The following is an 18,379-nucleotide window of genomic DNA, read 5'->3' on the forward strand; positions in this document are numbered from 1 at the left end:
ACTTGCACACTCCTTAGAGTTTTCCAAGGGAAAACTTTCTTCATGGATTAAAAGTATAAGATCATACTTGATACAGCTTGGTCATAACGAAATCTTTGTTTTGGGGCAGCATGTCTATTGTATCAAAGTTTAGGAATAGAATCTAAACCTGTGATGGATGCTAGTGAAGAGGTGAAGCAGATGAATCGAGCATTAACGACAGCACTGATAGGAATTGGGACGGCGCAGCTTATGAAAATTCCATGGCATTATGCGGCAAGCCGGCAGTGGGATTGGTCGCAAGTGATTCAAACGGGAGGAATGCCTAGTTCCCACTCCTCTGGTGTAAGCGCCCTTGCCACGTACATAGCGATGAAAAAAGGCGTTTCGGCGATTGATTTTGCGGTAAGCTCTGTTTTCGGCGCTGTTGTCATGTATGATGCAATGGGGATTCGGCGAGCAGCTGGTGAAATTGCGGTTGAAGTCAATGATTTGGATGAACAGGTCGAGCGATTAGCGAAACAGCAGCCCGGAATCTATCATGCACGCAGACGCAAAGCACTGAAGGAACGACTTGGCCATCTCCCTAGAGAAGTTCTAGGAGGGGCGCTCCTAGGCATTGCTGTGGGCGCATGCAGCTATTTGTTGGAGAAGAAGTAGAGCTGAAGATGTGGACAACTTTTCTGGAATGAGATAAGATCAAGGGACGTTCTCAGAAAGGAAGAAGTTCATATGGAAATCATTCGTGTTACTACTGAAGATCAATTAAAGGGCTGTTTTGAAGTTCGTTACAAGGTGTTTGTGGATGAACAACAAGTTCCTGAGCATTTGGAGATGGATGAGAAGGATGAATCACCCGAAGCATGTCATCATTTTCTAATTGTAGACGCCGATAAGCCCGTTGCGACAGCCCGCTGGTATGAATACCAGCCTCAAACAGCTAAGTTGCAGCGTGTTGCGGTATTGAAAGAATATAGAGGCCAGTCATTAGGCAAACAAATCCTACTTGCGATGGAAGAGCAAGCCAAAGAATTACAGTGTACTTCATCGATTCTGGATGCGCAGTGTCAAGCAGAAGGCTTCTACAGTCAGTTGGGGTATCATGTGATTTCGGAGGAGCCGTTCTACGATGCCGGCATTCTCCATGTTAGAATGAAAAAGCCGCTTATCTAAAAGCGGCTTTTTCTATGTAGGTTTCACTTTCTGCTAGTGGAAAAGTAAGAATAAATCGAGTGCCTTTTCCAGGCTCGCTTTCGACTTCGATGGTACCTTGATGATCTTGAACGATTTTGTAGCAAATGGATAAGCCTAGTCCCGTACCATTTGATTTGGTGGTGAAGAAGGGATGGAATATCTTTTCCAGCTGATCGCTGGGAATTCCGGGGCCATTGTCTTGAATGATCATGGTTGCCGTCTTTGGAGCAAGACTTAATTCCATCCGGACGATGCCGTTCTCTTCCATAGCCTCGCAAGCATTTTTAACGATGTTGAGGAGGAGTTGGGTGATTTTGTCCTGATCCATCCAAAGCAGAACCGGATCCAATGCTTCTTTGTAATGAATTTGATGCCCAAAGCGCGTAGCTTCCGATTCCATTAGGGCAATGACTTTGAGAATGCATTCATGAAGAGAATAGATGCGGAAATCGATGCTATGGGGCTTTGAGAATTGGAGAAATTCCCCTGTCAAATCACTCATGCGATCAATTTCATCCATAATCAGTCCATACCAGTTCTCAATGTTGTAACCGTTTGCTTTTGAAATTTGCAGAAATCCTTTCACCGTTGTTAATGGATTTCGTATCTCATGCGCCATTCCTGAAGCTAACTCCCCGATTACTCTAAGCTTATCTGACCTCAGCATATGCTCCTCACGTTTCAGCCAGGATTCACGTTTCCTTATAAATAAATTATGCTCGGCAAGCAGAATTAGATCATCTTTTGTTAAACCTTCGAGAGGATAGGAGGCAATTCCGTATGTGATTTGGATGCCCGTCAATTTCGGAAGCTCGGAATCGAGCTTAAGCTTGAGCGAGTCTGAGGATAATTGATCAGGACCGGGATGCAGCGGCATAACAACAGCGAATTCATCGCCGCCGTACCGTGAGATAAATAAAGCATCTTTGAATAAAATTTGCAAAAGCTCAGCCATTTGTTTCAAAATGAAATTTCCCGCTTGAAATCCGCCAGTCGTGTTCATCGCTTTCAGATCCGTGCAATCGATGAGAATCAAGACCAACTTCTGTTTCTGTTGAATAAGCTGCTCAAGTCTGCGATGAGCTTCCTCGTAATTGAACAAGCCTGTCAGTGAATCTTGCTGCGCATATAAGTAGCGTTCTTTCTTCAAACGGTCTGTTTTTTGGAGTGTGGAGTAAGTGGCTCTTGTTAGAAGAACGACGGTTGTAAAATATAGCGTACACTGAACATAGTAGATCCACAACACATGATAGATGCCTTTAATTAAACAAACATTAAGCAAAAAAACGATCGTGTAGGCTGCAGATAGCAGCCAGGACTTTTTTTGACTTTCCTCTGAATATATATCTCGAAGAAGCGTTAGGATGTATAGAGGAAGACAGAGACTTAAATGTCCCAAATAGTGCATTGAACCAATGATCAGCAGCCGAAGCCAAGGGATGGCAGGGTGTTTCGTTGGAAATATGAGACTAATGAGGTAAAGGCCAAAGGCCAGAATAAGTAAATTTGGATGCGGTGCTGTATGTAAGATCATGGTATACATGAAATAAACGGTTGCATAAGCCAAAAGAATCCAATTGATTACCACTGTATCATCTCCTGAATGTAAGTATAGACTTATTTTACACCCATTTGACAAGTTCTCTGTCTGTTTACCAATTCCTGCTGATTTCCAAAAAGATTAGCAAAAAAACACTTATTATCACGAAAAAGAACCTGGGGCACGTGTCCTAGGTTCGAAAAAAACATTATTTTGAAAGGATAAGAACTTCGTGTTGTTGGATAAACCTCATACTGCCGGTTTTTCCGATATAATTCATCATATTGTCGCCATAGTGCATGAGGTAAATTCGTTCCTGGATGTCATCGGGCAGTGTCAGCAATTGCTCCAGTGTTGCGTGAATCGCACCGTGACCGCTTAATTGGCAATCATGGAGGATCGTATGGCAATTCCGCTTGTTGACAACTTCTTGCGTTAAAAGTTCTGCATTAAACTGTGTGTCTGCACTGTAGAAGGTCTGATCATTAATGAACAAGGAGTAATTAGGTTTATGAGGAATATGCATGGTAGTAATCATTTCGACGGTAAACCCGGGAAGTATTTCTGTAGGCATATGTTCGTCAATTAACACGATTTCGAAATAATCTTCGATCCGAGTGAAGCCGTCTGAAGGGTTGTACATGCCGCCTTTTAAGGTGTTCTCCCAAAGGATCGAGGCGATGGATTTGGTTAGGAAAAGTTTGGTTTTCTTGTGATTAAACTCATATAATAGTCGAAAGGCCATTTCCTCTAAGCCGCCAACGTGATCGGCGTGAATATGAGAAATGATGATGCCATCAATTTGATCTGGTTGTATATTAATTTCATGAAGCGATTTAGGCGTTGAGTATCCACAATCGATTAGTACGTTTCCGTTAGTGGAGCGAACTAATGCGCTTGTATTATAAAGAGTTTTGGCAAATGCACTGCCAGTTCCCAACATTTGAATTTGCAAGCTCATTTAGTAGCCTCCCAGAATTCGACAAAAATCATCTTTTCCTAATGTAGCATGGGAGGTTATTGAATTCAACCTTTATCTCGTGCCCAGGAGATGAAATAACGCTAAATCGGCTAGCTATTTGTCATATTAAACAAAAAGTGAGGATGTCAATAATGCTATGGTTGATAAGTATTTTCATATTGGTCGTACTGATTGGATTCATTTTGGTAGGTATATCGACCTATGTAGGCTGGCAGTTAACGCACCCCAAACGCAAGGTGCTGGATGACTCGCCAGAGCATTACGGCTTAGAGCAGCAGGACGTTAAATTTGCCAGTTTGACTGGGGATGTTGAGCTGGATGGGTGGGTTCTGAAGCCACCTGTCGGGGCAAGGGCAGATAATCCTACAACCGTTATTATGTCTCATGGCTACGCGGGAACTCGTCTCGAGAAGGGATTGCCTGCGCTTGCTTTGGCTGAAGCGATTGTGGGAGCCGGTTATCCTGTGTTGATGTTTGACTTTCGAAACTCAGGACGTTCGGAAGGAAACCTGACCACTGTTGGCTATTTGGAGAAACAGGATGTGAGGGGAGCGATTGCGTGGGTTCAGAAGCATATTTCTGATAAAATCTGCCTGCTTGGGTTCTCTATGGGGGGCACAACCTCTCTATTAGCTGCAGCGGAAGAAGCTTCTGTCAGAGGGGTTATTACGGACAGCGCGTTCAGTCAGCTTAGTCCTTATCTCCAAGATAATTTGCCAGTGTGGTCTAAGCTTCCCAGGTTCCCATTTACGCCGCTTATACTAGCCATTCTACCAAAGCTTATCGGTATTAATCCAAGGCATGTGGATGCACTTGCTGCCGTTGATCAGATCTATCCGCGACCGATTCTTTTCATCCATAGTCAAAGTGATGACGCGATTCCTTGGTCGAACAGTGAAGCAATGTGGCTTAGGCATCCGGATGCTTTTGAGATCTGGCTAACCGAGCAGGGAAATCATGTCGGCTCTTACCAGAAACAACCCGAAGCCTATACGGAGCGAGTTCTTGCTTTTTTATCAAAATTATAAAATCATCGCAACTCTTCCAGAGCTTCGGAGTATAAAGATGCAGACACAAAGATTACTAACAAGAGCTGGAGGTTAAACGAATGAAAGTTCAGCGGATATTTGCGTTGATGCTGGTGTTTTTTGTTCTAAGCACGGCTGCAGTGGTGGCCTCATCGATATGGGGGGATTTTAAGGGTTATAACATTGCGCGTTTGGTTGTCAACAATACGACCTCAGAGTTCGGAGATTCAGATGTTCCCCCGCTAATTATCGAAGGCAAAACAGTTCTGCCTTTACGTGCAGTAAGTGATGCATTGCAAGCATTGGTGAAATGGGATAACTCCAACAAGACGGCTTACATGTACAAACCGAACGTTCACCTATTCTTTACGACCGAGGTGCGTAAAGATTCAGCTATCGTTCCATTTGGCGTCGTAGAGCGCGGGAAGCAAGCCGATTTTATTGTGTTTGCGCAAGTCGATAATTTGAAGACCACCATCAATTCGGTGCAAGTTTCAATCTACTCACCGAGTGGGAAAAGCGTTGTGACACCAGTGGTGAAATCCATTACAGATGCCAAAGAAGCTTTTTGGCTTAAAGTTCCTCTGTATGGTGTATCCTTTGATGAAGCGGGAACCTATGTCGTGAAATTCGCGATGAAGCAAGAGGGAGCTAGCGATTATTCGGTTGTTTCTGAGAAACAGATTCAATCGGAATAGCACGAAAGGCATAGAAAGTGGTTTGACCTCTTATTATGAACATGTTAGGATAATTACGTAACTAATTATTCGACGAAATGAGGTTCTGCCTGTGAGCGATGAGAAGCATGATCATGTACACGGCCCGGACTGTGACCACGATCACGAGCAAGGGGAAGATGTTTTTATCGTAACGGACGAGAACGGTGAAGAGCACGAGATGGTTATGGTATATACCTTCCAATCTCAAGAGCAAGCGTATGCTGTATTGCTTGATCGTAATGATCCTGAAGCAGACGGTGTTATTTTCCGCGTTGAGGAAGAAGACGATGAAGCCTTCCTTGTAAACATTGAAGATGAGCAAGAATGGGAACGCGTAGTAACCATTTACAACGAAATCGTAGCTCAAGAAGGCGAAGAATAAGAGCTGTACATAAGAACCCCCTAGCAGATTTCTCTGTTAGGGGGTTTCTGTTTGTAAACGTTCATTTTCTGGGATTGAAATACATGATTCTTCCATTGAAAAGATGAAGCTCCGCTTTCAGCAGCTTACCGAGGTATTTGCAGAATTCATTGCCTTTGCTCTTGTCGCCGTGCGTGGCGTCATCCGGTAGTACAACTTGAACATAATGCCGTTCTTCCTCTTGCTTCTGCTCATTGCCGACACCAATCACTATGTATTTGTATAAGGGATTGATACCTTTGAGATAGAACCATTTGCCTTCGCCTTCGGGCTTAGTTTCAATGGTATAAGGGAAGCCGGCTTCGTCGTACTCCCAGCCAAGCTGCTTGGCTGTCAAGGCAAGCTGCTCACGATAATGAAGCAGTCTTTCCTTCAATTCTTCCAAGGTGAGCGCGGCTACGGTGGAGCCTGTTACGAATTTAATATAAGCGCTTTGAGCCATTCCTTGATCACCTCATTCGCTAAACATCAACAACATCATAGCATCATGTAAACGGTTTTACAATATCTACCTGATTCGAGGAATGCCTAGAAAATAGCTTGCGTTTCAACGATGACTTTGACATTCTTCACGCTGCGGTCTTCTGGTCCCTTCACAGGCAAGCCAACTTCCACATGTTCTACGATGTAGTCTATCAATTCTTGGGTGATAACTTCACCTGGAAGCAGAATCGGAATACCTGGCGGATACACATAGATGAATTCAGCAATGATACGGTCGGCCGAGTCTTTAAAAGGCAGAATTTCGGTTTCCCCGTAGAAAGCATCTCGTGGAGTCAGTGTTAGTTGCGGTATAGCGGGAACCTTAATGACGACTTCTTTGACTTCAACGACATCATCATTGATATGGGAAAGCTCGCGAAACGCCTGCAGCAAGGTTTCAATGTTGTCCGGGGTATCTCCCGGTGTGATGAGACAAAGGATGTTGTACATATCGCTCATCTCAACTTCAATATTGTAGTGATCGCGGAGCCAGTTCTCAACTTCAAAGCCAGTAATGCCAAGCTTACGAACATGGACGCAAATTTTGGTTGGATCATAGTTGAACGTAGCTTCTTCGCCTAAAATTTCTTCTCCAAAGCAATAAAGATTAGGAATTTCATTGATTTGTCTGCGCGTGTACTGGGCTAATTCGATGGTGCGTTCAGCCATCTCTCGGCCATTCAAAGCTAAATGTCTACGAGCCGTATCTAGCGAAGCTAGTAAAATATAGGAAGTTGATGTTGTCGTAAGCATCGAAATAATGGTCTGGATGCGTTTCGGATTTACACGATTTCCTTTTACATTAAGCACCGAACTCTGCGTCATGGAACCGCCCAATTTATGTACACTGGTTGCGGCCATATCAGCTCCGGCTTCCATCGCAGACATGGGCAGCTTGTCATGGAAGTGAATAAGCACACCATGCGCTTCATCAACCAAAACTGGCATATTGAAGCTATGAACTAGATCCACGATCTCTTTCAAATTCGTACAAACCCCGTAGTAAGTAGGATTAATGACCAGTACTGCTTTGGCATCAGGGTGCTTCTCCAAGGCTCTGCGAACAGAGCGAGTTGGAATCCCGTGATCAATGCCTAAATTTTTATCACGCGCAGGTTGAATGAATACCGGCTTAGCGCCGACGAAAATAATCGCGGCAAGGACTGATTTATGAACATTCCGCGGGACAATGATTTTATCGCCTTCCGAGCATACCGTCATGATCATCGTCATGATGGCACCGCTGGTGCCTTGCACGGAAAAGAAGGTATGGTCGGCGCCGTAGGCATCCGCAGCAAGCCTTTGGGCTTCCTCGATCACGCCCATTGGTTGATGTAGGTCATCCAGCGGTGCTATATTGATGAGGTCGATGGACAAGGCATTGTCCCCAATAAAGGAACGAAATTCCGGGTCCATGCCAACTCCTTTTTTGTGGCCAGGAATATGGAACTGAATAGGATTTTTCTCTGCATGTGCGAGCAATGCAGTGAACAGTGGTGTACGGTTATGATCCACCTGATTATCGCTTCCCTTCTATTGTGGATTGCTTGTCACGTGATGTAACAAACAAAATGAGTATATCAAAATAGAGCTATCATGCAAGTTAATTTTTTCAAAATAGTTTGCGCACATTCAGGTAAAACTAACAGCAACGTGTTAAAATTCGCCAAAATAAGGAGAAACCCTATGATTTTGATGGAAAAATGGCGTAAAAACCGCTTATTTTCCCCATTTGTGATGGAATTGTTAATTATTATGTTTGTCGTCGAATTTGTGAAGGGAGCATTGCTTTTAACGATCTTGCCCGTGTATATGAAGACGACGCTAGGAGCCACAACTTTCATTATTGGTTGGACACTTGCAGCTCAATATATCGGCGATAATGTGCTGCGCACACCCGTTGGCTGGATTATTGACAAGTTAGGCTATCGCACAACGATGCTGACAGGTGTTCTTCTGACTTTTGTTTCTGTGGTTCTGATTGCCACGACGTCGCAATATAGCTGGATGATCATCGGATGCGCTTTGCTCGGATTCGGCACAGCGCCACTATGGCCCTGTGTCATTACAGGCACAACGGAAGTAGCGGGAGAAGAAGGAAAAGCTACAATCATGAGCGTAGTCTATATGGCATGGTTGTCAGGAGTCGGATTAGGTCCGGTGGCGATCAACTTTTTTGTAGGGGAAGCTCACTATAGTTCATCTTTTCGAATCTTAATCGGCTGTATGACGGTTGTGGTGCTTGTTGCTCTTCTGCTGCCAAGACGACAGATTGCCTCAAGTGGGAATCAGACTGTTAAAGCTGATATTGCAAGCAGAGACCGCGATCCCTTCTGGAGTCGGGTAACAACGTATTTAAAAGAAGTACGACGTTCAATGAATGTGAGTCCGCTACTGTTCCCTGCGATGTTCGCACAAACGTTTGCCCTTGGAATTCTAACTCCCATTCTTACCCTATATGCCAAAGAGGTGTTAAAGCTTACATCCTTTCAGTACAGCCTGTTTCTGATTGCAGGAGGAGCTGTTACGGTGATCTTTCTAGTGCCGATGGGGAAAATGGTAGATCGAATAGGGATACGTCCATTTCTTATAATTGGCTTTTCTTTGAGCGCTGCCGCGCTGTTATTCTTTACCTTCGCCAAAAGTATGCTGCTGCTCTACGTGCTGGTTGCTTTGCTTGGGATTGGTTATGCCTTCATTATTCCGTCGTGGAATGCGCTGATTGCTTCCGTGATTCCCCCAGAGAAAAGAGGCGCGGTATGGGGATTCTTTCTCACCATCGAGGGACTGGGCATGATCGTCGGCCCTATTGTTTCAGGGAAGTTATGGGATGTGTACGGTTATCATGCTCCATTCGTGATGAGCGGTTCTGTACTCGTTCTGCTGCTTGTTCTTCAAATGTTCATTTCCATCCCCAAAAAAGGTATGGTACGATAAGGGAAAATGACTTATTTGGAGGCTTAAAAGCTACATGAATAAACAGATTGGAATCATCATGCTGCTGTTGATGACCATATTCATTGGATTCGGTATTATTATCCCGATTCTGCCCGAAGTGGTGAAGGGTGCAGGCTCTGAATATCATAACGCACTGTTGTTATCGGTTTACTCCGCGGCTTCATTTCTCATGTCACCGATTTGGGGCGCTCTCTCCGATCGAATTGGACGACGCCCAATTATCCTAGTCGGCTTGCTTGGTTTTAGCATCAGCTTTCTGATTTTTGGATTTGCCAACGATCATTTGTGGATTATGTATGTGTCCCGTATTCTAGGCGGGTTGTTCTCAGGTGCTGCTACCGCATGTGCTGTCGCTTATGTGGCAGATATCACGACCGCAGAGAATCGCACCAAGGGCATGGGGATGGTTGGCATGTCGATCGGCCTAGGTTTTATCTTTGGACCTGCGCTTGGTGGTATTTTTAGCAAATGGGGGACCTATGTGCCTTTCTTCATTGCCTCTGCTTTATCGCTTGTTTCCTTTTTGTTCGCTTTTGCAATATTGAAGGAGTCGTTGACCGCCGATAAGCGAACTTCCGTGAAGACCAAAGCGGCTTCCCGCTGGACCGCATTCTCCGGAGCGTCCAAGTATCTCTACGTGTTATCGTTTTTTGTCACATTTACACTGGCCGGCCTTGAAGCTACGCTTCAGTACTACCAAATGGACAAAATTGGCGCAACGCCATTTGATATCGGCATGATGTTCCTTGCCAGCGGCGTCGTTGGCGCTTTGATCCAAGGCGGCGTGGTACGCCGTTTGGTGAAGCAGGGCGCCGAGCAAGTCGTGATTGGAATTGGTCTGGTGCTTTCAGCTGCCGGTTTCTTCCTTCTCTTGTACTCAAGCAGCGTTGTGACTGCCGCCATCTACTTATCAGTCTTCGGCGCGGGCAACGCCCTCATACGTCCTTGTGTGACTTCGCTGATTACACAGCGCACCAAAGTCGGGCAGGGCGTCGCAACGGGCCTGAGCTCCTCTATGGACAGTCTGGGCCGCATTGCTGGCCCACTTCTGGGTGGAGCCGTGTTCGCCATCGCCCATTCGCTGCCGTTCATCATCGGCGGGGTGCTCTGCCTAGCTGCGATTCTGCTGCTGCAGCGCTTCGTGCAGGTAGATCGTCAAACGCAGTCGCAACAGACTGCATAAAAAAAGCTGCGCCTAAGGTGGATTCACCTTGAGCGCAGCTTTTTTGTGAGTTGGCAAGATTCATTTCCTCAACGCCAAGCCGTTCATAATAAAATCAATCGTATATTGGATTTCTAGTTCTTCATCCCAATCGGCGTTGGGCGCCAATAGAAATCGAGTAACCAGAAAGCCGACAATGGTTGAAATAATCAAGCGCATGGTAGTTGGCGCAGGGAGCTGAATGATTTGACCTGCTGCCTGGAAATGCCGAACCGCTTTATAAGCTCTTTCCAAAACTAGTGTGGCAAACGTTTGTTGAAATTGTTCTCTAAGCTCGTTATGAAAGGGGATTTCATGCAGGAATATTTTCAAAACAGCAAAATGTTTACGAGCGAATTCCATCCGATTCACAATTATCGCGCGTAAAAACTGTTCAACGCTGGGATATTCTGCATCCAATACTTTGGTAAAATCTTTCACCGCGAATGGGGCGATGAGCTTCGTCATGATGGGGGCGACAATCGAGAGCAACAGTTCTTTTTTCGTTTTGTAATGTCGGAAAATGGTGCCTTCCGCGACGCCAGCTTTTTGAGCGATTTCACTCGTAGAGGAGCCTGCGAATCCTTTTTCAGAGAAAATCTCCACGGCTGCTTGAACAATCTTGATCTGTTTGTTGGTCATTTTCTCCTCTTCGTCATTCAGACGCAGCAGTTCTTGTAACCATGGCTCGACTTCGGACAAGGCATTCACCTCCTTTGCGATTTATCAGACTTGTCTTTTGCACATTTTCATATTATATCTTACGATGCTTCCGGAGTGCCAGTATATTCAAAATCATGAAGCAAATTGTGAATGCGGCCAATACGACAACATCAACCCAGATGGTCCCCCAGCCTGCGCCGCGAATCATAATGTTTCGCAGAGCTTCAGCGCCGTATTTAAGCGGCATGACAACACTGATCCATCGCAGATAGACGGACATCGTATCCAAACTGAATAGGCCGGAGAAAAAGACTTGCGGTACGATAATGAGCGGAATGAACTGAATCATCTGGAATTCATTATTGGCAAAAGCGGAAATAAGCGTACCTAGCGATAACGCCGTAAGAGCAAGCAGGACAGTGATCAGCAGGACGTACCAGAATGAACCAACTAACATGAGGCCAAGAACGCTGGTTGCGAACCACGCGATAAGGGCAGCTTGCAGGGTTGTGAATATGCCGAAGCCAAGAATATAGCCAGCGACAATTTCCCAGCGGCGCAGCGGAGAGGCGAGAAGGCGCTCTAATGTGCCGCCTGTTCGCTCCCGCAGGAAGGAAACGCCAGAGAGCAGGAAGACGAAGAAAAAGACGAAAAATCCGATCAGAACCGGGCCAAAGCTATCGAATGAAGCCATATCCGCAGATCCGTGGAGGTAGTTAATGGTTGGTGCTTGCGCTGCAGCTGCAGCCGGCGATACGTTTTGAACCGCTTTTTGCAGGAGGAAAATGACTGCTTTGTTCTTGGTTGGATCGCTGCCTTCCAAGGTCACTTGAGGGATTGCACCAGTCATCGCGATAATGGCATCCAGCCGCATATTGTTAAGCTCGTCTTGGGCTTCATTGGCCTTGTAGGATGTCACCTCAGCGCCACTATCCTGCAGATTCTGAATGAGCGGAGCAGGCAGCTCGACAGCACCAAGCTTAGGGACATACGTACTGCCGTTAAAAACCAACGACATTAGGAAAAGAATGAGCATAGGCGCTACCAGCATCATCATTAGTGTCCGTTTATCATGAAAAAACTGGCGCAAAATGCGAATAACAATGGCACGGATTCTCATGCTTCAACACCTCCGTAGTATAAAAATGCTTCTTCAATCGTGGAAGTGGAAGTAGCCTTTTTCAACGCCTCTGGGGTTCCAACAGCCGTCAGCTTGCCGTCCCGAATCATTCCCAGTTGGTGGCATTTCTCGGCCTCATCCATCACATGAGTAGTCACGAGTATGGTAGTTCCTTGCCGACTGAGATTCGTAAGTTCTTCCCAGATCGATTTTCTTAATAGCGGGTCGATCCCAACCGTAGGCTCGTCAAGGATCAGAATTTCTGGTTCATGGAGCAAAGAAACGGCCAGAGATAAGCGGCGCTTCATGCCGCCTGAGTAATTTGAAATTTGCTTTTTCATATGGGCGCTTAGATCAACAAGCTCCATCACTTCTTGGATGCGCTTTCTGCGTTTCGTTCCCGTCAACCCATATAAAGCCGCGAAGAATTCCAGGTTTTCGAGAGCTGTCAATTCTGCGTAAAGGGCATCGGATTGCGCCATATAACCGATTTGCGATAACATCGCTAATTGCGGCATCCGCTGGCCAAGCACATGAACAGTGCCGGAAGAGGGGGCATCGATTCCGGCAATCAGACGTACTAACGTGGTTTTGCCTGAGCCAGAAGGTCCCAGCAGCCCGAAAATGTGGGCTTTCGGAACAGCCAAAGTAATGTCGTGCAGAACTATTTTTTCTCCGAATTGCTTGCTGACGCTTTGTACCTGAATGGATAATTCATTTGTCATAGTTAGCACCTCGAATGAGAGTGAGTAATCACTCATTTTTATATGTTCATCATATGCTAATCTTATGATTTTGTGAAGTGAGTAATCACTCATTTTATTGTGATTGAGGAAAAAATAGGCAGAGCAAAGCGGAGGCATTACAGTGGCAAGGCAGAGCAGATCGTAGGCTGTTAGCGCCGAAAAACAGCCCTAACTACCAGCGCGGTGAGTTTTCGCGCGTACCACTTGCCTGTAAGGCTGTTTTTCGGCCTTACAGAAGCGATTGGCGCCGTTGCAGCGACGTTAGGGCTGAAAAACAGCCCTAACTACCAGCGCGGTGAGCTTTCGCGCGTACCAGCTTGCCCGTAAGGCTGTTTTTCGGCCTTACAGAAGCGATTGGCGCCGTTGAAGCGACGTTAGCGCCGAAAAACAGCCCTAACTACCAGCGCGGTGAGCTTTCGCGCGTACCACTTGCCTGTAAGGCTGTTTTTCGGCCTTACAGCAGCGATTGGCGCCGTTGCAGCGACCTTAAGGCTGAAAAACAGCCCTAACTACCAGCGCGGTGAGTTTTCGCGCGTACCAGCTTACCCGTAAGGCTGTTCTTCGGCCTTACAGAAGCGATTGGCGCCGTTGCAGCGATGTTAGGGCTGAAAAACAGCCCTAACTACCAGCGCGGTGAGCTTTCGCGCGTACCAGCTTGCCCGTAAGGCTGTTTTACAGCCTTACAGCGGCCAGGCCAAGCAAAACCACCGCTGCAACGCCGAAAAACGCGCTTGCAGATAAAGCGTCGATGCGCAATGCAGCACATCGGCGAAGCTAACGCTTTCGGCCTACAGCCGTCAATGCCGCTCAGCAAACAACAAAAAAAGCATCCCTAAGGAATGCTTTTTCAACAGTTTGTCAGTTTTTAGCTTTTGCATCTTTTTTGTGATCTACCCATTTCTCAATCGAAGGCGTTAGCTGCTCCTTGATGGAAGCGACAAGCTTGTCCTTCGAAATGCCTTTGGATTGGGCGATCTCTGCCAGTGATTTGCCTGAATGGAGCTGAGCATGCAGCTCGTCCTTGCTAAGACCCAGCGTTTTGGCAAGCTTGTCGGTGTCTGGCTTGAGACCGAATTTGTGCCACTTGCCGTGTCCAGCATGGCTGTCCAGCAAGTTTTTCTCGTTCAGGATGAACTTCAAATGCTCATCGAGCTTTTGCTTCATATGCTCGCCTTGGTCGGTTGTCAGCTTGCCGTCTTTCACGGCAACTTCAATCTTGCCGATGCGAAGCTCATGCAGCTTGGCGGTTAAGTCGACTTCGTTAATCCCCTTTTCTGCGGCGGCTTCTACGATACTTTTGCCGCTCTTCAGGGATTTCACGAGCACTTCTTTGTCAACACCGATCACAGAGGCGGACTCCTCGATTATCGGCCATTTCCGGCCTTGACGCCCTTGACCCTTCTCGTCATTTTGCTGCAAGGACATGACCTCTTGCGGGTCCCCGGATGAAGCATGAGCCGCAGCGGAGAGGGAAGGAAGCGCAGTACCTCCAAGTACAAGGGTGAGGGCGATCGAGCTCACAAGGAGCTTTTTCATATAAGGCTGATTCATCTTGGTGTGTTACCTCCTTTCCTTGTGGATTAGGAATTACAGCACTTAGTTTGTGCAGGAGGGATTAATTTTAGTTTAAATTAAGCTTAGTCTCACATAAAAATTTCCAAAAAAAGAATTATTTCGCGTCTACTGCTGTTTGATAAAGGGGAATAAGTTTCTCAAAGGTTTGTTTAATTAAATTCTCCAGCTCAGTAGGGTTAACCAGCACAGGATCTTGGAAATGGAGATTTCGGCCTATAAGGAGCTCGGCTTTTTTAACGTCACGGAAGCGAATCAAGGCATCTTTCCAGCCTTTTTGATCTAATTCGGACACTGGGGTTACATCCTTTTTCATATGGTCGAAGGACAGGACGAAGTCAGCAGGGATCTCCTTTTGCAAACGTGCAATCTCTTTCATATAGGAGGTTGCGATTTGGCTTTTGGTAGGAAGCTCATAGATCAAGGCAAGCCAGATAAACACACGATCGTCGAAGAGACCGACTTGGAAATGGGGAACCTGTTTGTACCCGCGTTTGTTAGGGCAAATAGCCATCCACGTATCTACTGGGGGATTAACCGTGCGTCTCAAATGTTTGGCGATATGCAGAAACATTTCCGTACCTGTCAGAAGTGACAAGTCCTCGACTAACGAATCACCTAAGGTTTTGAATTTGGGCTGTATGCGTTCGCGGATAGCGGCCATCCGGCCATCAAGGCCTTCTATAGCAAATGTATCGAATTCATGTTGGGCAAATCCAGTAAAACTCATGTCTGTTCCTCTTTTCATTGCGTTTTCAACTATTCTAAAGCAAATTGGATTATCCCGCAATGAATGACAAGTTTCCGAGATGGAGTCGTAGGGACTTAGACCTATTTTGTTGAAATAAGCAGGTAAAGCTAGTTTTTTGCCGAAATATGTTGAATAACATGAATTTGGATAGATAGGAGAATTTAACCTTATGCGCATGACAAAATGGTCCAAAGTTGCGGTTATTGGCACAATCATGGGAACTTGCTTCACAGCGGGTGTATATGCTCAGGATGTCCTGGAGCGCGTGGATGCTTATTTGCGGAGTGACTTTAAAGTGATGGTTGACGGTAAACAGGTGAATATGGCGAATCCACCCTTAATTTATAATAATACGAGTTATTTGCCTGTCAAAGAATTGGGAGGTTACTTGGGAGCTGCTGTGAATTGGCAGGATAGCACGAAGACGATATATATCAATCCGCGCATCAGTACCCAGCAGCCTGCCGAAGGCAATGAAACGAATTATACGGAAATTGTTCTGCAATATCCTTATCCGCAATATTTGGATTACTTGGGGAGGACTTATCCGATTTTAGTGAATATGACAGATCAATACTATTACCGTCTGAAAGATCTCGACAGAATGGGTGTCTCTACAGCGGGACTAAGAAAAGCGAAAGAAAAGTACACGGAAGAAATTTATGTTAGTGAACAAGAATTGAAGAAAAACTGGAAAGAAACCCCGCAAATTTCTTATATGATTAATGAGCCGATTGTCATTACAGGTGAAGAGGATCCCGCAAAGCTCAAGGCACTCAGGGAGTATGTAAAAAACTTCCGCTACTATGAACTTAACCAAGTGGCTTACATGACGAATCCGGTCATCATCGATGCTTTGCCCGAATTAAATACATACAGCTACATACTCTCCGAGAATAGGCATTTTTATAGAACGACGCTTAAGCTTACTCAAACGAATGACAACAACAACATCAATGATAAACCGATGTATGTGGTTGGCAGTTCGTCCAAAGAAGACATTGAAGTAACAAGAGTGAACAAATAAATTAATTGCCCGTTTGCTGCTTCAAATAAAATATAGCAATTTGTGTACGATCACGGAGACTCAATTTACTAAGAATTTCAGTAATATAGTTCTTTACCGTACCTTCGCTCAGGAAAAGCTCCTGGGCGATTTCTTTATTCGAAAGGCCTTCGGAGATTTTAACAACAACGGTCTGCTCGCTGGCCGTCAAGCCGTAGTCACTAAGCGCTTTGGGAATTCGTGCAGAGGGGACTGAACTCGGGTTGATGAATGTTGTCAATTTTTTGGCGATGTCAGCATGAATAAGCAGATTGCCTTGTTCAACTGTTTTGATGCCTTGGACGATCCGATCAGGCGAAATATGTTTGAGCAGATAACCGCTGGCTCCGTTCCGCAATGCTTGTATGATAAACTCGTCATCGTCAAATGTGGTAAGGATGAGGATGATAACGTGAGGATAGGCTTGTTTAATCTTCAGTGTGCCTTGGACACCGTCACAGATGGGCATCCGAATGTCCATGAGAATAACGTCAACCTGTCCGCCGTTTTGGAGAAAAGCCAGCGCTTCATCACCGTTCGTGCAGGTGCCGACGACATCTATATCTGCATCTAGTCCGATAATTAATTTCAAGCTTTCCCGGATAAAGGGATCATCATCTGTAATGAGTACTTGGATCATAGCTTTCGGATCAATCCTCTCTTAGTCGGTGTCATGGTGGCGAAACGTAGGCAAGATCGTCGTTATGGCGTAGTGGTCTTCGATCGTCACGAAGAGCTGCCCGCCAATGAGCTTGCTGCGTTCTTCCATACCTTTCATGCCAATGCCTTTGACATAAGGCTCTTGCGGTGCCTTGCCATTATTCGTTATACGCATGGTAATTTGCTTTGGCTCGTAAGTCAATTGAATATTCACGCGAGTTGCGCTGCCGTGACGAATTGCATTCGTGATGGCTTCTTGTGCATTGCGGTATAAAATAAAAGAGAGGCTCGGATACAGCACGTAAGGCATTCCGACAAGCGCTACCTCGATCGAGATGCCATTCTCTTGGGTCAGATCCTCGATGAGTCGATCTAGCGAGTAAGTTTGCAAGGATTCTTCATCCGGCTTCAAGCGACGAACCGTGGAGCGCAGCATCTCCATGCTTTCTGTTAGTTGGTCCCGCACGGATGCCAGCATTTCCATTCCCTTGCTTGGCTGAGTCGGTATAATTCGGAGGGAGGCCTCCATCATCATTTTGAGGCGTATGAGCTTGTGGCCCAATTCATCGTGTATATCACGAGAAATCCGATTGCGCTCTTCGATTTGTGCGATGTTTTCGACTTGTCGCGCATAATCCATCAGCTGCGAACGCGCTTCATCCAGTTCATAGTGCTGCCTTCGCAATTGGTCATAGAGCAGCTCAACATCATCTTTGTTTTGATTAATTCGCTGCATATGCAGCAGGAGCATGCTTTGAGTGAGGAAAATTAAATTCGCTATGACATAATCATTGCCAGACTGGTTATGTAGCGATAGATTCAGTACGATGATCTGAATACCTAAGAATGAGACACGAGTCCCCCGATTCATACTAGGAGCATAAGACAAAAGTGTGGAGTAAAAGAGCATGAACAAGATGCCGTCATAGTGATAACTCAGCCATCCGCTGAATCCTATTTCGAGTAGCAGCATCCAAGCTGATTTGGAGAAAACAATCCTGCGCAATTCGGCTATCCAAAGAAATAGGAGAATAACAAATACATAAGCGCCGTTGGACTTGTAGCTTTCAAGAAACATGGACGCGACGGCTGGAATGAGTATGAGCAAATAACGTGTAATGGGCAGTAAAGGCGTCAATCGGTTCCCTTCCTTTAGAGGCAAGTGTAAGCAAAGTATAGCATAGATAGGAAGCGGGTTTACACGCCTTTTCATGAAAGTATGACTTTTGTCACCTTGGATAATGACGATGTCTACCTGTCGCTGCAGGCATTCAAAGGTACAATAAGGTTAATAAGGGAGAAGGAAGCAGGAAGAGG

The 18,379-nt window shown here is 45.7% G+C and carries 19 protein-coding genes; 8 read left to right on the forward strand and 11 right to left on the reverse strand.

Annotated elements, in window-relative coordinates:
* The first annotated feature begins 180 nt into the window (after positions 1-180).
* Entirely contained in the window at positions 181-639 is a 459-nt protein-coding gene (locus tag HQN90_RS05260) for a divergent PAP2 family protein (protein WP_173216781.1), read from the forward strand.
* 72 nt (positions 640-711) lie between these two features.
* On the forward strand, positions 712-1,152 hold the full coding sequence (locus tag HQN90_RS05265) for a GNAT family N-acetyltransferase (protein WP_173216782.1): 441 nt from the start codon (positions 712-714) through the stop codon (positions 1,150-1,152).
* Here HQN90_RS05265 and HQN90_RS05270 read toward each other — a convergent pair.
* Positions 1,145-2,761 carry an ATP-binding protein gene (locus HQN90_RS05270; RefSeq protein ID WP_338042279.1) on the reverse strand — a complete coding sequence of 539 codons (1,617 nt, stop codon included), beginning with the start codon at positions 2,759-2,761 and terminating at the stop codon, positions 1,145-1,147. The two genes, HQN90_RS05265 and HQN90_RS05270, sit on opposite strands and share 8 nt — an antisense overlap.
* A 160-nt stretch (positions 2,762-2,921) precedes the next feature.
* The gene (locus tag HQN90_RS05275) at positions 2,922-3,674 is read right to left on the reverse strand and encodes an MBL fold metallo-hydrolase (protein ID WP_173216783.1); all 753 of its coding nucleotides are present in this window, start codon (positions 3,672-3,674) and stop codon (positions 2,922-2,924) included.
* A 152-nt stretch (positions 3,675-3,826) separates the two neighbouring features.
* On the opposite strand from HQN90_RS05275, the gene HQN90_RS05280 reads away from it, so the two are divergent.
* The 3 genes from HQN90_RS05280 to HQN90_RS05290 all read left to right on the forward strand — a co-directional run bounded on the left by HQN90_RS05280 (position 3,827) and on the right by HQN90_RS05290 (position 5,824).
* Positions 3,827-4,723 carry an alpha/beta hydrolase gene (locus HQN90_RS05280; protein WP_173216784.1) on the forward strand — a complete coding sequence of 299 codons (897 nt, stop codon included), beginning with the start codon at positions 3,827-3,829 and terminating at the stop codon, positions 4,721-4,723.
* An 80-nt stretch (positions 4,724-4,803) separates the two neighbouring features.
* On the forward strand, positions 4,804-5,421 hold the full coding sequence (locus HQN90_RS05285) for a stalk domain-containing protein (protein WP_173216785.1): 618 nt from the start codon (positions 4,804-4,806) through the stop codon (positions 5,419-5,421).
* A 91-nt stretch (positions 5,422-5,512) separates the two neighbouring features.
* Complete coding sequence (locus HQN90_RS05290) at positions 5,513-5,824, forward strand: DUF1292 domain-containing protein (protein WP_173216786.1); 312 nt, start codon at positions 5,513-5,515, stop codon at positions 5,822-5,824.
* A 61-nt stretch (positions 5,825-5,885) separates the two neighbouring features.
* Here HQN90_RS05290 and HQN90_RS05295 read toward each other — a convergent pair whose 3' ends face one another.
* The gene (locus HQN90_RS05295; protein ID WP_079420391.1) at positions 5,886-6,305 is read right to left on the reverse strand and encodes a DUF1885 family protein; all 420 of its coding nucleotides are present in this window, start codon (positions 6,303-6,305) and stop codon (positions 5,886-5,888) included.
* Between the two features lie 86 nt (positions 6,306-6,391).
* Positions 6,392-7,861 carry an aminotransferase class I/II-fold pyridoxal phosphate-dependent enzyme gene (locus tag HQN90_RS05300; protein WP_173216787.1) on the reverse strand — a complete coding sequence of 490 codons (1,470 nt, stop codon included), beginning with the start codon at positions 7,859-7,861 and terminating at the stop codon, positions 6,392-6,394.
* 171 nt (positions 7,862-8,032) lie between these two features.
* On the opposite strand from HQN90_RS05300, the gene HQN90_RS05305 reads away from it, so the two are divergent.
* Complete coding sequence (locus HQN90_RS05305; protein ID WP_173216788.1) at positions 8,033-9,283, forward strand: MFS transporter; 1,251 nt, start codon at positions 8,033-8,035, stop codon at positions 9,281-9,283.
* Positions 9,284-9,317: 34 nt separating this feature from the next.
* On the forward strand, positions 9,318-10,487 hold the full coding sequence (locus HQN90_RS05310) for an MFS transporter (RefSeq protein WP_173216789.1): 1,170 nt from the start codon (positions 9,318-9,320) through the stop codon (positions 10,485-10,487).
* Positions 10,488-10,547: 60 nt separating this feature from the next.
* On the opposite strand, the gene HQN90_RS05315 is transcribed toward HQN90_RS05310, so the two are convergent.
* The 5 genes from HQN90_RS05315 to HQN90_RS05335 all read right to left on the reverse strand — a co-directional run bounded on the left by HQN90_RS05315 (position 10,548) and on the right by HQN90_RS05335 (position 15,336).
* The gene (locus HQN90_RS05315) at positions 10,548-11,147 is read right to left on the reverse strand and encodes a TetR/AcrR family transcriptional regulator (RefSeq protein WP_173217067.1); all 600 of its coding nucleotides are present in this window, start codon (positions 11,145-11,147) and stop codon (positions 10,548-10,550) included.
* A 112-nt stretch (positions 11,148-11,259) separates the two neighbouring features.
* Positions 11,260-12,288 carry an ABC transporter permease gene (locus tag HQN90_RS05320; protein WP_173216790.1) on the reverse strand — a complete coding sequence of 343 codons (1,029 nt, stop codon included), beginning with the start codon at positions 12,286-12,288 and terminating at the stop codon, positions 11,260-11,262.
* Positions 12,285-13,013, reverse strand: coding sequence for an ABC transporter ATP-binding protein (locus HQN90_RS05325; RefSeq protein ID WP_173216791.1), 729 nt, complete (start codon positions 13,011-13,013; stop codon positions 12,285-12,287). Before HQN90_RS05325 ends, HQN90_RS05320 begins: the two co-directional genes overlap by 4 nt.
* 879 nt (positions 13,014-13,892) lie before the next feature.
* Positions 13,893-14,585 (reverse strand): DUF2680 domain-containing protein, encoded by a 693-nt coding sequence (locus HQN90_RS05330; protein WP_173216792.1) that lies wholly within the window; start codon positions 14,583-14,585, stop codon positions 13,893-13,895.
* A gap of 118 nt (positions 14,586-14,703) precedes the next feature.
* Entirely contained in the window at positions 14,704-15,336 is a 633-nt protein-coding gene (locus HQN90_RS05335; protein WP_173216793.1) for a YktB family protein, read from the reverse strand.
* Positions 15,337-15,526: 190 nt separating this feature from the next.
* Here HQN90_RS05335 and HQN90_RS05340 point away from each other — a divergent pair, with 190 nt between their 5' ends.
* Complete coding sequence (locus HQN90_RS05340) at positions 15,527-16,384, forward strand: stalk domain-containing protein (RefSeq protein WP_173216794.1); 858 nt, start codon at positions 15,527-15,529, stop codon at positions 16,382-16,384.
* A 1-nt stretch (position 16,385) separates the two neighbouring features.
* On the opposite strand, the gene HQN90_RS05345 is transcribed toward HQN90_RS05340, so the two are convergent.
* Together HQN90_RS05345 and HQN90_RS05350 are read right to left on the reverse strand one after the other, a co-directional pair.
* The gene (locus tag HQN90_RS05345; protein ID WP_173216795.1) at positions 16,386-17,042 is read right to left on the reverse strand and encodes a response regulator transcription factor; all 657 of its coding nucleotides are present in this window, start codon (positions 17,040-17,042) and stop codon (positions 16,386-16,388) included.
* A 21-nt stretch (positions 17,043-17,063) separates the two neighbouring features.
* On the reverse strand, positions 17,064-18,200 hold the full coding sequence (locus HQN90_RS05350) for a sensor histidine kinase (RefSeq protein WP_173216796.1): 1,137 nt from the start codon (positions 18,198-18,200) through the stop codon (positions 17,064-17,066).
* Positions 18,201-18,379 lie beyond the last annotated feature (179 nt).

This window comes from Paenibacillus alba (assembly GCF_013204855.1).
Taxonomy (GTDB): domain Bacteria; phylum Bacillota; class Bacilli; order Paenibacillales; family NBRC-103111; genus Paenibacillus_E; species Paenibacillus_E alba.